Raw genomic sequence first — 13,189 nt, 5'->3', positions numbered from 1 at the left:
CTGCAAGGGGCCGACAGCAACCGGTTTGGCTCAATAGTTATAAGAAAGCCCCAGGCTAATCGCACGCACGCTTGACCACTCGACCTCGTCTGCGGATACCGTCGCCTGCCATTTTCCTCGGCCTATTTCCAGCTGGATTGACTCCAATTCTGGCCAGTAGCTGGCCAGAATTCTGGCACCACCCGCCAGCGTCCGCCCGAAGCCGACCCCATAAAGCCCGTACCCAAACTGGTATTGAGCATGCACCACTGTGAGCCAGGAGCCCTCCTGCCACTGAGCCGTGCCATAAAACCTGGGATCGAGATCCTGATAAAAAGTATCCCGATACCCTTCCGTGCCGGATATCGTTGGGGCAAATACAGCGTAGCCATCGTCATCGAAGGACTTATTGTCGGTGTTTGCCTGTGCTTGCGTGAAGGGCGCGTCCTTCCATCGAATCCGTGAGAAAAGATCCTCGGCACGAAAATTCAGATCAAGCTTTTCCATGGGTTTCCAGCTGGCAGCAATATCAAAAGCCCAACCGATGCCACTGGCTTTCTCTACATCCGGCCGATCAAAAATCACGTCCCGGTAGTAGACATAGTCAACGTCTGCGCTGAAGTCATAGTCATTCTCGGCGGCCGCCACAAACTCCCCATCAAGGGTGCCGCTCATCAAATGGCGGGTTTTGAATACAGAAATACCGCCGGAAACTGTCCAGGATTCGTCGCTATGTCGATAGCCAGATCGAATACCGGTTCCGGAGAAGCCATTAACTCGCAGAGCAACGGGAATCCGTTCACCTTCGTTCAGCGGCTCCTTGCGGGCAATCCGCCCATAAAAACTCACGGCCTGCGAATTCATCCTGAGATCCGCCAGTGCACGAGTGAAAACCGAAACCTCGACTCCTCGCTCCCGAAACCCGGCCTCCGCATGGCTGATCGCCCATTGGCGGCTACCTGAATCGAATTCACTGCCCCAATCACTCAGCGTGGTTTTAATTGGCTCCGGCTCGCTCACCAGTCGGGTCTCGAACCTGCCGAACATCTCCACGGCCAGAGCTGTATTGCCATTTACACTCGCTATAACGAAAAAAAAGGCGGGGCCGAAGCCCCACCTTTCTTTCCGGTTTCCCGGTACTTTCATCAGAACAATGTCTCGAAAACGGTTTCTTCGCCGTTCGGGTAGGTGATTACAGGAATGCCGTTTCGCAGCTCCACATCACCGATGTCCTCACCGTTGACGAAGACATTGCCGGTCAGACTCTGAACTCCGCTGGCCGTTTCCGAGCCAAGCGCTTCCAGGCGGAATCCTTGCGGGTTCCAGAATGCCAGGCTAACTTCCGGGTTTTCAGCATTCAGCTCATCGGTGCTGACCTTGAGGCTGTAGCTGCCGCCATCCCAGCTAACGTTCGCGAGTACGCTGCCACCGTTCAGAGTTGAACGGGTCAGGGTAACCACAGCCGTTGCTTTCGGCATGTCAACGAGAGAAACACCAGCTGCAATGTTGAACGACAGGTTCACGAAGTTGTTGGCAGTTTCCAGATCGGGGAAGGCGATATCAGCGTTCACCTCTGCCAGATCAGAAGTGCTGTTACCGTATACCCAGACATTATCGATACTTGACTCTCCGGCTACGTCAGCACCAGCGGCGGTTTCGAGCTTGCCGAGAATCAGCTGATCAAGGGCCTCGTTTTCGGCGCCGTCTAGGATGTTGCAGTTCTGGTCATAGAAGCCGAGATTGCTATCGTACCACCAAGAATATGCAACGCGAGCACCGTATAACTGTGTTCCTGAACCATCCTCGTCACAGTATCCATTAGAATAGATGTCGAAGTAATATTCTTCTGCGTCGATGTCAAACTCAACAAACTGCGCCACCTCGGCACGATCGACCTCGAAATCAAACGCAGCGGTTGTGTCGTTGTAATCGAGATAGGTGAACAGGTTGAAGCGCTGGGCACTGCTGCTGTTCAGGGATGTCGAGAGATTGAAAGTACGCCCGGACGTCGCTGTAAAGTCACCCGACAGGGCGAAGGACTCCGGCGAGAACGGCTCGTCCAGCTCGCCAAAACTGGAGCCTGTCATGTTTACAGCCTTCACCGAGATCTCACCGTCGAAGCTGGCCGCCTCTGGGTTGGCAAGAGCAATGGAACCGTTCAGGCCAATGGCACTGAATTTTTCCAGCACCGCATCAGCCGTAACCTCGCCTGCAATCGCTTCGGACAGCTCAAGGGTGGCAACCAGATCCAGCACTGCACGATCAAAGCCGGTGCCATCACCGATCGTACCGCTGACAGTGACATTGTTTTGTGCAAGCAGTGACAGAACCTTCTCGGCATCGTAGGTCAGGTCCAGATCGCTCTTAGAAAGGCTGGTACCGATAACCAGGTCAAACTCGCGGGTCTCTCCACCAGTCTGGGAAACACTGCCAGTGGCCGTAGCCTGGAGGCCAGATTCTGTGTCCTCAAAAACGAGCGTGGCGTCCATGGTACCGCTGGCAGTTGGATCTTCTTCATCAGTCCAGTCCTGCTGGGCTGTGAATGGCTCGCCGCTTTCCAGAGCGTTCAGTAGTGCCGCCCGTCCTTCGGTACCGGCCAGCTGTTGAGAGAAGGTGTCCAGCACCTTGCTTACCAGATCACCAGTAACGCCGGCCTGGGCGAATACGTCACTGACAGTTTCCGCGTCCGCATCCAGCGCAACGGAAACGGCAGACGTTTCGTCCTGCAGAGAGGCAGCCGTTTCATCAATAGAGCCGGCCCAGCTGCGGAACTGGGTAACGAACGACTGGAAGGCAGCAATTTTTTCTGCCTGAGTTGCGCCCTCATCAAGGTCCAGATCCTCGTCATAGCTGGTGTCGAGGCTATCTCCGGCGGCATCAAGCTGAGCAGTCTGATTATTCAGAGATTCCTGAGCTTCGTCATCCAGGCCTTCTGTTGTCTCGACCACTGTTTTCACAGCTGTAGATAGGCTTGCCGCTGTAAAAGCATCTTCGGTATTGATCGACCCGTCATTGAGTGCGTCGGAGAAACTGTCCAACGACGCGGCAGCACCTTCATCTCCACCTGCGAAGATCAACTCGGCAACGGCCGCGTTCATCACCGCGGCCTGAGCCTCAGCGGCACTGGCACCAGCCAGGTCGTTCACGTCCCGCGCCACAGTGTTTTCAATATCGAAGCCAGCCACCTGACTGACTTCCGCTTTGGCCTGCCTGGCTGCATCAGAGACACTCTTGCCGCCAGCAATGAGGGTCTTTGCACGTTTGGCTGCCATGGTTGACCAGGCGGTTACCGGAACGCTCACAGAGCTACCTGCCGAACTGGCTTTGCCAATGGCATTCAGCTTGAAGTCATCAGGCAAGGTGACATCGTCGCCCTTTGTTCCGCAGGCAGAGGCATCACAAACCATGCGGGTTTCAGAGCTCACGGTTATTTCGATCTCAACGAGTCCACCCTGGTAGTTGTCGCTAAGCTCAATACGGTATTGGCCTTTACTGTCTGTTGTAGTTGTGCCAACCGGTGCTTCCAACCGCTCACCGGAGTCATCCAGTTCATAAGCAGTTACAACAGCATTTTTCATCACGCCTTTAACTGCAGAACCAGATACAACAGAGGTATCACCTCCAGGAGGGGTGCCAGCTGACGGTGACGATGAACCGCCTCCACCGCAACCGGTTACAACCAGGCCTGAGGAAACTGCAACAGCAAGCGCTAACCTTTTGAACTTATCCAAAGCGTCTCTCCTTGAGATCCTTATTTCATGACGGTCGGCTCCGACGTGATTAACATCCAGCAATGTCGGAAGCCGTCAAAGAGGCTAATCCAAGGGAAGACCATTCGGTAGGCAAGGTTTTGATCACAAAATAGTCAAAGCAACAAAAAAAACCAAAAGACTCTGTTTTTATTGAATTTTTAAACTCGCCTCACAATGTAAAACATTATAAAAAGTCATTTCGTATATGACTTTATCAACTATGTAGGTCGCACAAATTTGAACCTTACTATTTCTTCGGCACAAACCCCTCCGGCTTGTCCTTGAGCCACTCAACAAACGTCCGCAATTCCTCCAGCTCCAACAACTTTTCCCGGGTGTTGAAGTACAGACCCAGCTCGTATTCCGAACGGGCTTTGTGAATAGCGTTGTGGCAGGGACGGCACACCCAGAGCGTTCGGGTGATCAGGTCTTCTTTGGCGAACAGTTTCTGGAAGCGTTTTTTGCGGTGCAGGTGTTTGGGAATGAGGTGATGGCGGGTGAGCCTGGCAACCGGGCGTTCGCAGAGTTCACAGTAGTCGGGCTGGGGTGGAAGTTTGAGCATTGCGGAAATACCAGTCGGGTTTCGCCGTTGGCTCTACCCGACCTACATTGTTTTGGCGAGCGCCAAACGATCAGTGCATCAGGGTATAAAGCTTTCGGCGATAGGTTCGTACGTCCGGGTTATTGTTGCCCAGCTTGTCGAACAGCTCGATCAGCGTTGTCTTGGCTACTTCGTCCTTGTATTTGCTGTCTACCTGCATCAGGCGGATCAGCAGGTCCATAGCCTCGGCGTTGTTTTCCTGTAATACGTGATGAAGTGCCAACTGGTGCAGTGCGTTCGGGTCTTTCGGGTCCTGTTCCAGAGCCATTTCAAGATCCTTGATTGGTGGCAGCTCGGCCGACTGCCTGAGAAACTTGATACGGGCCGCCAGCTGCTTGGCCTGGTGCTGCATTTTCTCTTCCGGAGGCAAGCTTTCCAGCACTTGCTCAGCCGTTTCAAGATCGCCCATCTCCGCCTTCAACTGGGCAAGATCGATCAGGACCTTCAGATTCTCGGGGTCTTCCTGGTTCATCTGCGACAGAATGGCCAGAGCCCCTTCTACATCACCCTCTTCCCAGATCCGGTGAGCCTTTTCGTAGGGATCCTCTTTGGGCGCTTCGACGTGCTTGTCGAGAACCTTGCGGATCTCGCTCTCCGGCAGAGCGCCGTTGAAGCCATCCACTGCCTGGCCGTTCTTGACCAGGATAATCGTGGGCAGGCTGCGCACGCCAAGGCTAGACGTAAGCTGCTCCTGCTCGTCGGCGTTCACCTTGGCCAGCATGAACGCGCCCTGGTAATCCTCAGCCAGTTTTTCCAGCAGAGGCGTCAACTGTTTGCAGGGCGCACACCACTCGGCCCAGACATCCACCAGAATGGGCGTACTGGCAGAGGCTTCCATAACCTTCTGCTGGAAGTTTTCCATTGTGGCATCAAAGATGTAGGGAGAGTTGCTCATGCAGGGCACCTGAAAAGTCGAATGAATCGTTGCGAACTGTCAGGGACATGGGGTCAACTCCCGGAAATTCAAGCGCCGACTGTCCAAAGCCAACTCCTTGAAATCACCGTATCTGCCGTTACATAGCTAGTAAGCAACACTCCGGGACAATTGCCCAATAGCCGGTCCCGGACTGACTCACAACCTTTCCGGATGGATACTCGCGGCATGAATGACGATGACACGCAAAACGATTCACTTGAGGAATTCGAAGAGGACGTGACCGAATACATCGGCAAGGACGAGCACAGCAAAAGCCTCGCCCTGCCCCAGCAGATGATGCCACGGCGCATGTACGTGCTGCCGGTTTCAAACCGCCCTTTCTTCCCGGCCCAGGTACAACCGATCGTGGTGAACCAGAACCCGTGGCAGGAAACCCTGAAGCGCGTCGGCGAGACCGATCACAAGGTCATGGGGATCTGCTTTGTGGAAGAGCAGGAAACCGAAGACGGGGTCCCTGCCAGCGAACAGCTGGAGACCGTCGGCTGCGCCGTGCGCGTGCATCAGGCCCAGAACGACAGCGGCAAGGTCCAGTTCATAGCCCAGGGTTTGCAGCGCTTCCGGATTGTCCAGTGGCTGCGCCGCAAGCCGCCGTACCTGGTGGAAGTTGAGTACCCGACGGAACCGGAAGAAGACGCAGACGAGCTCAAGGCCTACACCCTCGCCATCATCAGCTCGATCAAGGAATTGCTGCGTACCAACCCGCTCTATGGTGAAGACGTAAAACAGTACCTTTCCCGATTCGGGCCGGATGACAGCTCACCGCTGGCCGATTTCGGCGCCTCAATGACCAGCGCCCCGGGCAACGAGCTGCAGGATGTGCTGGACACCGTTCCCCTGCTCCGCCGCATGGAAAAAGTCCTGCTCCTGATGCGCAAGGAACAGGAGGTCGCCCGTCTGCAGTCGGAAATCAGTGAAGAGGTTAACGCCAAGGTTCAGAAGCATCAGCGCGATTTTTTCCTGAAGGAACAGCTCAAGGTTATCCAGCGCGAGCTGGGCATGGCCAAGGACGACAAGACCGCTGACGTGGAACGTTTCCAGAAGCGCATGGAAGAGCTCAACCCGCCTGAGGCGGTTCAGGATCGATTCAACGATGAAGTTGAAAAGCTGCAGGTATTGGAACAGGGCTCGCCGGAATACGGCGTCACCCGCAATTACCTGGACTGGCTGACCCAGGTTCCCTGGGGCGTCCACTCGGAGGATCACTTCGATCTGGCCGAAGCCCGCCGGATTCTCGACCGGGATCACGACGGCCTGGACGATGTAAAAGATCGCATCATCGAGTTCCTGGCCGAGGGCACCTTCAAAGGCGAAGTCAGCGGCTCAATCCTTCTGCTGGTGGGCCCGCCCGGCGTTGGCAAAACATCGATCGGCCATTCCGTGGCGGATGCACTGGGGCGGAAGTTCTATCGCTTCAGCGTTGGCGGCATGCGGGACGAAGCTGAAATCAAAGGCCATCGCCGCACTTACATCGGCGCCATGCCGGGCAAGTTTGTCCAGGCCCTGAAGGATTCCAAGGTGGCGAACCCGGTGATCATGCTGGATGAGATCGACAAGATCGGCGCCTCCTTCCAGGGTGATCCGGCATCCGCCCTGTTGGAAACCCTGGACCCGGAACAGAACCGAGACTTCCTTGATCACTATCTCGATGTTCGTATGGACCTCTCCAAGGTCCTTTTCATCTGCACCGCCAACCAGCTGGACACGATTCCGCGGCCGCTGCTCGACCGCATGGACGTGATTCGCCTGTCCGGGTATATCGCGGAAGAAAAGCTGGCCATCGCCAAACACTTCCTGCTGCCCAGACTTTTGAAGCGGGCCGGGCTGCTGAAAAAGCAGCTCAACATCACTGACGCAGCGATCAAGCAGGTTATTGAGGGCTACGCACGGGAAGCCGGTGTACGAAGCCTGGAAAAACTGCTGCACAAGATACTCCGCAAGGGCATCGTGAAGCTGCTTGAAAATCCGGACCAGCCGGTGAAGGTGGGCGTGTCGGATCTGCAGAGCTACCTCGGACAGCCCTCATTCAAGAAAGAGAAATCGCTTAAAGGCACCGGCGTTGTCACTGGCCTGGCCTGGACCGCCATGGGCGGGGCCACCCTGAGCATCGAGGCCTCAAGGATTCACAGTGCACAGCGCGGCTTTAAACTGACGGGCCAACTGGGTGATGTCATGAAGGAGTCCGCAGAAATCGCCTACAGCTATGTGTCCTCAAACCTCAAACGCTTCAAAGGCGACCCGACCTTCTTTGACAAGTCCTTCGTGCACTTGCACGTGCCCGAAGGCGCCACGCCCAAAGACGGCCCCAGCGCCGGTGTCACCATGGCAACCGCCCTGCTGTCGATCGCACGACGTGAAGCACCGCAGCAGAACATCGCCATGACCGGAGAGCTCACCCTGACCGGACAGGTTCTGCCGGTAGGCGGCATTCGAGAGAAGGTCATTGCGGCGCGTCGGCAGAAAATCAGTAACCTGATCCTGCCGGAAGCGAACCGGGGCGATTACGAGGAGCTGCCGGAGTACCTGAAGGAAGGCCTGGTGGTGAACTTCGCCAAGCATTACAGCGATGTTTTCCAGGTGTGCTTTGGGAACAAGCCCAGGAAGGGGTCTTTCGTGCATTAATGGAAGGCGAATTGTCGGATTACGCTTCGCTAATCCGACCTACGATCGAGATAGCTGATTTGTAGGTCGGATTAGACCCGAAGGGTCGTAATCCGACACCGTTATTCAGGCTTTCTCTTTCCACCCATCGTCCTTCAACACCGACCCAACGGTCAGCACCGGCGATGCATCAATATCATCGGCATCCATCATATTGGCCACCCGCTGAAGCGAGGCCAGAATCATGGTTTGCTCCCATTCCGCCAGGCTCTGGAATTTCTGAATGAAATCCTCCTGCAGCGGATTGGGCGCCCGTGCCAGAAGATCCGCGCCTTCCTCGGTCAGGTGCGCGTGTACCTTGCGTTTGTCCTGGGTGCTACGTACCCGATAGACCAGGTTTCGATGTTCCAGGCGATCCAGGATGGTCGTTACCGTCGCCTGGCTGAGACTGACCTTTTCCGCAATGGTGCCGATGGTCACTTCCCCCAGGTCCCGAATCGTTCTCATGATGAGCAGCTGTGGCCCGGTGAGCCCGGCATGCTTGCTAAGGCGTTTCGAATGAAGGTCCGTCGCCCGGATCACCCGCCTGAGAGCCACCAGTACATCTTCATAACTGTTCACAGCAATACTCCGATACGGTCATGGGAATTTTCTTTATACCCCTAACTATTAGAGGTCTTTGCACCCCGGATTGCAAGTCAGGGAGATTCCCGGCATTTTTTCGGCCATCCACTATGCTAAGGTTTGCCCCTTGTTCCACTTACGACCGACGGACGGAATGCGCCCGATGATCAAGTATTTCCTGCCTTTTCTTTTGATGACGGCATTCGCCGGCACCCTCCTCGCCCAGGATAAACTGGGGCCGGAGAAAGAGCTCACCGCAGAGGATCTGGAGGAGAGCATCAAGACCCTGGAAGAACCCATGTACACGCCCTTTGTGGAGCTGTACCTGCTGGAAGAGAGCAAAGCACTGCGCAAGGAAATGCAAAACACCCGGGCAGAGCTGATCGAAAAGGTGGTCGACAAGGAACTGTCAGTGGCAGACAAAACCATGTCCTATGCCACAGACACGGTCACCTACTTCTTCTACCTGATTGCTGGCGCCACCTCCATTCTCGTTGTTATTGGCTGGAACTCCATCCGGGATATGCGCAATCAGTTGACCAGCCTGGCGGAAAAACGGGTCAACGAGCTGGTGATCGAGTACGAGCAGCGCCTCGAGTTTATAGAAGACCAGCTCAAGCAAAAATCCGACATCATTCACCAGAACCAGGCCGAGATCGAGCGCACCAACGAAGTGCATTCCCTGTGGCTGAAAGCCAGCCAGGAAACCTCACAGCAGAACAAGATTTCCGCCTACGACCAGATTCTGGATCTTCGCCCGGATGATGTGGAAGCTCTGAGCTACAAGGCCGACGCCGTCCTGGAAATGCAGGAACCTCTGTGGGCCATCAGTCTGTGTCAGCGGGCGCTGAAGCTTGCACCGGATAATGGCCACGCGCACTATCAGTTGGCATGCGCCTATGCAGAAATCGGCCGCTGGGAAGACGCAGTCAGTACCTTGAAGAAAGCTATTGAAATTTCGGAGGCATACCGCGACGATGCTTCCGTAGACGTGAGTTTTGACCAGCTCCGTGAACATGAGAGCTTCCGGGCGCTGGTCTCAGAGGATGAAGAAGACAGCAGGGATGCGTGACACCGCTCAGAGCGGCACGGGTTTTGCCTTTTCAGACAGGCCCGTGTTCCGGAGCAAACTCCAGAGCCATCTGCTTGACAAGCAGTGAGGTGTGGTGTTTGTTTAACTCTCTGAGAACACAAGAATAACCCTGAAATAAAACAGGACAGACTCAATGAGAACTTCAGTAAAAAAACTCGTAACCGCTGTTAGTACTTCCGTAGCCCTGATGGGCGCCGGCCACGCCGCTGCAGAAATCCAGATCGGTATTGCCGGCCCCATGACTGGCCCCGTTGCCCAGTATGGTGACATGCAATTCTCCGGTGCCCGTATGGCGATCGAGCAGATCAACGCCAATGGCGGTGTCATGGGTGAAGAGCTGGTTGCCGTCGAGTACGACGACGTGTGTGACCCGAAGCAGGCCGTTACCGTTGCCAACAGTCTGGTCAACGATGGCGTCCGCTTCGTGATCGGCCACCTGTGCTCCAGTTCCACCCAGCCCGCCTCCGACATCTACGAAGATGAAGGTATCCTGATGGTGACCCCGGCTTCCACCAGCCCGGAAATCACCGAACGCGGCTATGAACTGGTGTTCCGTACCATCGGTCTCGACAGCATGCAGGGCCCGGTTGCTGCCAACTACATCGCCTCCCAGAATCCTGAACGCGTGGCCATTGTTCACGACAAGCAGCAGTACGGTGAAGGTATTGCCACTGCGGTTCGTGACACCCTGAAGGACGCTGGCGTTGAAATCTCCATGTTCGAAGGCATCACCGCCGGTGACAAGGACTTCTCATCACTGGTCACCAAGCTCAAGCAAGCTGATGTGGACTACGTCTATTACGGCGGTTACCACCCGGAGCTGGGTCTGATCCTGCGCCAGGCTAACTCCGCTGGCCTGGACGCCCGTTTCATGGGCCCCGAGGGCGTAGGCAACAAGGACATCAACACCATCGCCGGCGAAGCCGCCGAAGGCCTCCTGGTAACCCTGCCACCGGCATTCGACCAGAAAGCTGAAAACCAGGCGCTGGTGAAGGCATTCCAGGACAAGGGCGAGGATCCTTCCGGTCCGTTCGTTCTGACCTCCTACACCGCTGTTCAACTGGTTGCCGAAGGCATTGAAGCGGCTGATTCCACCGATCCGTTCGATGTTGCCGCTGCACTGCGCGAAGGCACCTTCCAGACCCCGATCGGCACCGTTGAATACGACAAGGCCGGCGACATGAAGTCATTCGAGTTTGTTGTGTACGAATGGCATTCAGATGGAAGCAAAACTCCGGTAAACTAAGCCAAAATCGTTAACAAACGGTAATCATGAGAACACCTTCTCACCGCGATCCGGGAGAAGGTGTTTTTCTAGGCTCCTGTTGATCCTCCCCCACTTCCTGCCCGGATATCCCGGACACGGGGTGTGGTAGCGGAGGGAGCAGGCTTTCGGAGTCCCATAACAATGCAAGACCTCCTTTATTTCTCGCAGCAGCTCATCAACGGGCTGACGATCGGGAGCACTTACGCCCTGATCGCCATCGGCTACACGATGGTTTACGGCATCATCGGCATGATCAACTTTGCCCATGGTGAAATCTATATGATCGGTGCCTACACGGCGCTGATTGCCATTACCGGTCTCGCCGCTCTCGGCGCTGCCTGGCTACCACTGATACTGATTGTCGCACTGCTCTGCGCCATGATCGTCTCCAGCTCCATGGGCTGGGCGGTGGAACGGGTGGCCTACCGGCCCGTGCGGGGGCGTCACCGCCTGATCCCGCTGATCTCCGCCATCGGCATGTCCATCTTCCTGCAGAACTACGTTCACTTGGCACAGGGGTCCCGCAACATCGGCTTCCCGGCCCTGATTGACGGTGGTTTCAACTTCGGTTCCGGTGACGGTTTCCAGATGTCCCTGTCCTACATGCAGATCACCATATTCATCACCACACTGATCTGTATGACAGCTCTATCGCTGTTCATATCCCGTTCACGGACTGGCCGTGCCTGCCGGGCGGTGTCACAGGACCTGGGCATGGCGAACCTGCTGGGCATCGACACCAACCGGATCATCTCGGCAACCTTTGTGATCGGTGCGGCACTGGCAGCCGTTGCCGGCCTTCTTCTGGGCATGTACTACGGCTCGGTTGATCCTCTGTTCGGCTTCATTGCCGGCTTGAAAGCCTTTACCGCAGCGGTACTTGGCGGCATTGGCAGCATACCCGGCGCGATGCTGGGCGGACTGATACTGGGCGTTGCTGAGAGCATGACCTCCGGCTACCTCAGCGGTGAGTACAAGGATGTTATCTCGTTCAGCCTGCTGATCCTGATTCTGCTGTTCAAACCCACCGGCCTGCTCGGCAAACCGGAGGTTGAGAAGATCTGATGGCTGCTAACAATTTCAGACACGCGCTCTTCTGCGCGTTCATTACACTGATCATTTCCTACCCGATCATCGGCTTCAATCTTGAAGCGCAGGGCATCAATGTGACCCTGACCGGCGCCGATGCCAGCACCATCGTGATGGTATTGCTCGCGGCAGTGATCGTATTCCTGTTCCAGATGTTCCGGGAACAGATCATGGGAGGCCTGAAAAGCATTCCCCATCCTTTGCCCCAATCCAACAAGGAGCCAATGGCGGAAAACCGCCGGGCAAAGATTGAGTCCTGGGTGCTGACCGGCCTCGTGGTTCTTGCCCTGTTCTGGCCCTTCTTCGTGTCCCGCGGTTCCGTCGATCTGGCCACACTGGTGCTGATCTATGTCATGCTGGCCCTTGGCCTGAACGTAGTGGTTGGTCTTGCAGGGCTTCTGGATCTTGGCTATGTGGCATTCTACGCCGTGGGCGCCTATACCTTTGCCCTGCTCTCCCAGTACACCGGCATTTCGTTCTGGCTGGCGCTGCCTATTGGTGCTCTGCTTGCTGCCCTGTTCGGTTTGGTGCTCGGCTTCCCGGTACTCCGGTTGCGGGGGGATTATCTGGCCATCGTAACCCTCGGGTTCGGCGAGATCATCCGGATATTGCTCAATAACTGGACGACTCTGACCGGCGGGCCCAATGGTATTGGTGGCATTCCGGATCCGACCCTGTTCGGCATGGAATTTGGTCGCCGGGTGAAGGAAGAAGGCAACACCTCGTTCCACGAAACCTTCGGTATCGCCTACAGCGGTGAGCACAAGGTCATCTTCCTGTACCTGATTGCCCTGGTTCTGGCGGTCTTCACCGCGCTCGTGATCCGTCGATTCATGCGGATGCCCGTGGGCCGGGCCTGGGAAGCACTGCGGGAAGATGAGATCGCTGCCCGCTCCCTGGGTCTGAGCCGCACGGCAGTGAAGCTGTCCGCCTTTACCATTGGCGCCTTCTTTGCCGGTTTCGCCGGCACGGTTTTCGCCTCCAAGCAGGGCTTTATCAGCCCGGAATCGTTTGTCTTCCTGGAGTCTGCCATCATCCTGGCGATCGTGGTTCTCGGGGGCATGGGGTCCCAGATCGGTGTGGTACTGGCGGCTATCGCTGTCACCATCCTGCCGGAACTGGCCCGTGAGTTCTCCGAGTACCGCATGCTGATCTTCGGTGCCGCCATGGTGCTGATGATGGTCTGGCGTCCGCAGGGCCTGATGCCCATGCGCCGCATTCATATTGAACTGAAAAGGCAGGAGTGACA

General features: G+C 56.1%; 10 protein-coding genes. 5 read left to right on the top strand and 5 right to left on the bottom strand.

Going from position 1 to position 13,189, the window contains the following annotated elements:
• Window positions 1-30: 30 nt before the first annotated feature.
• The 4 genes from ACWJ62_RS00155 to trxA all read right to left on the bottom strand — a co-directional run bounded on the left by ACWJ62_RS00155 (window position 31) and on the right by trxA (window position 5,227).
• Entirely contained in the window at window positions 31-1,125 is a 1,095-nt protein-coding gene (locus ACWJ62_RS00155) for a hypothetical protein (RefSeq protein ID WP_449284375.1), read from the bottom strand.
• Complete coding sequence (locus tag ACWJ62_RS00150; RefSeq protein ID WP_449284374.1) at window positions 1,125-3,557, bottom strand: hypothetical protein; 2,433 nt, start codon at window positions 3,555-3,557, stop codon at window positions 1,125-1,127. The genes ACWJ62_RS00155 and ACWJ62_RS00150 overlap by 1 nt, the downstream gene beginning before the upstream one ends.
• Before the next feature lie 421 nt (window positions 3,558-3,978).
• Window positions 3,979-4,293 (bottom strand): hypothetical protein, encoded by a 315-nt coding sequence (locus tag ACWJ62_RS00145; RefSeq protein WP_449284373.1) that lies wholly within the window; start codon window positions 4,291-4,293, stop codon window positions 3,979-3,981.
• A 70-nt stretch (window positions 4,294-4,363) separates the two neighbouring features.
• Window positions 4,364-5,227, bottom strand: a complete 864-nt coding sequence (gene trxA / locus ACWJ62_RS00140) for a thioredoxin (protein WP_449284372.1) — start codon at window positions 5,225-5,227, stop codon at window positions 4,364-4,366.
• A gap of 207 nt (window positions 5,228-5,434) precedes the next feature.
• Between trxA and lon the strand changes: the two genes are divergently transcribed.
• Entirely contained in the window at window positions 5,435-7,888 is a 2,454-nt protein-coding gene (gene lon, locus ACWJ62_RS00135) for an endopeptidase La (RefSeq protein ID WP_449284371.1), read from the top strand.
• Window positions 7,889-7,993: 105 nt separating this feature from the next.
• Here lon and ACWJ62_RS00130 read toward each other — a convergent pair whose 3' ends face one another.
• Complete coding sequence (locus tag ACWJ62_RS00130; RefSeq protein ID WP_430415568.1) at window positions 7,994-8,488, bottom strand: MarR family winged helix-turn-helix transcriptional regulator; 495 nt, start codon at window positions 8,486-8,488, stop codon at window positions 7,994-7,996.
• A gap of 166 nt (window positions 8,489-8,654) precedes the next feature.
• Between ACWJ62_RS00130 and ACWJ62_RS00125 the strand changes: the two genes are divergently transcribed.
• From ACWJ62_RS00125 to ACWJ62_RS00110, 4 genes are all read left to right on the top strand, one after another.
• Window positions 8,655-9,563, top strand: a complete 909-nt coding sequence (locus ACWJ62_RS00125) for a TPR end-of-group domain-containing protein (protein WP_449284370.1) — start codon at window positions 8,655-8,657, stop codon at window positions 9,561-9,563.
• 154 nt (window positions 9,564-9,717) lie between these two features.
• Window positions 9,718-10,830 (top strand): branched-chain amino acid ABC transporter substrate-binding protein, encoded by a 1,113-nt coding sequence (locus ACWJ62_RS00120; RefSeq protein WP_449284369.1) that lies wholly within the window; start codon window positions 9,718-9,720, stop codon window positions 10,828-10,830.
• Window positions 10,831-10,992: 162 nt separating this feature from the next.
• Window positions 10,993-11,916, top strand: coding sequence for a high-affinity branched-chain amino acid ABC transporter permease LivH (livH, locus tag ACWJ62_RS00115; RefSeq protein ID WP_449284368.1), 924 nt, complete (start codon window positions 10,993-10,995; stop codon window positions 11,914-11,916).
• Window positions 11,916-13,187 (top strand): high-affinity branched-chain amino acid ABC transporter permease LivM, encoded by a 1,272-nt coding sequence (locus tag ACWJ62_RS00110; RefSeq protein ID WP_449284367.1) that lies wholly within the window; start codon window positions 11,916-11,918, stop codon window positions 13,185-13,187. The genes livH and ACWJ62_RS00110 overlap by 1 nt, the downstream gene beginning before the upstream one ends.
• The last annotated feature ends 2 nt before the right edge of the window (window positions 13,188-13,189 follow it).

The organism is Marinobacter sp. PE14, assembly GCF_053566155.1.
The sequence above is the reverse complement of the archived record's forward strand: the minus strand, read 5'-3'. Positions and strand labels throughout refer to the sequence as shown.

Coding starts and splice junctions, on each gene's coding strand:
- ACWJ62_RS00145 (WP_449284373.1), bottom strand. CDS start 4,293: ATGCTCAAACTTCCACCCCAGCCCGACTACTGTGAACTCTGCGAACGC.
- ACWJ62_RS00155 (WP_449284375.1), bottom strand. CDS start 1,125: ATGAAAGTACCGGGAAACCGGAAAGAAAGGTGGGGCTTCGGCCCCGCC.
- ACWJ62_RS00110 (WP_449284367.1), top strand. CDS start 11,916: ATGGCTGCTAACAATTTCAGACACGCGCTCTTCTGCGCGTTCATTACA.
- lon (WP_449284371.1), top strand. CDS start 5,435: ATGAATGACGATGACACGCAAAACGATTCACTTGAGGAATTCGAAGAG.
- trxA (WP_449284372.1), bottom strand. CDS start 5,227: ATGAGCAACTCTCCCTACATCTTTGATGCCACAATGGAAAACTTCCAG.
- livH (WP_449284368.1), top strand. CDS start 10,993: ATGCAAGACCTCCTTTATTTCTCGCAGCAGCTCATCAACGGGCTGACG.
- ACWJ62_RS00150 (WP_449284374.1), bottom strand. CDS start 3,557: ATGAAAAATGCTGTTGTAACTGCTTATGAACTGGATGACTCCGGTGAG.
- ACWJ62_RS00120 (WP_449284369.1), top strand. CDS start 9,718: ATGAGAACTTCAGTAAAAAAACTCGTAACCGCTGTTAGTACTTCCGTA.
- ACWJ62_RS00125 (WP_449284370.1), top strand. CDS start 8,655: ATGATCAAGTATTTCCTGCCTTTTCTTTTGATGACGGCATTCGCCGGC.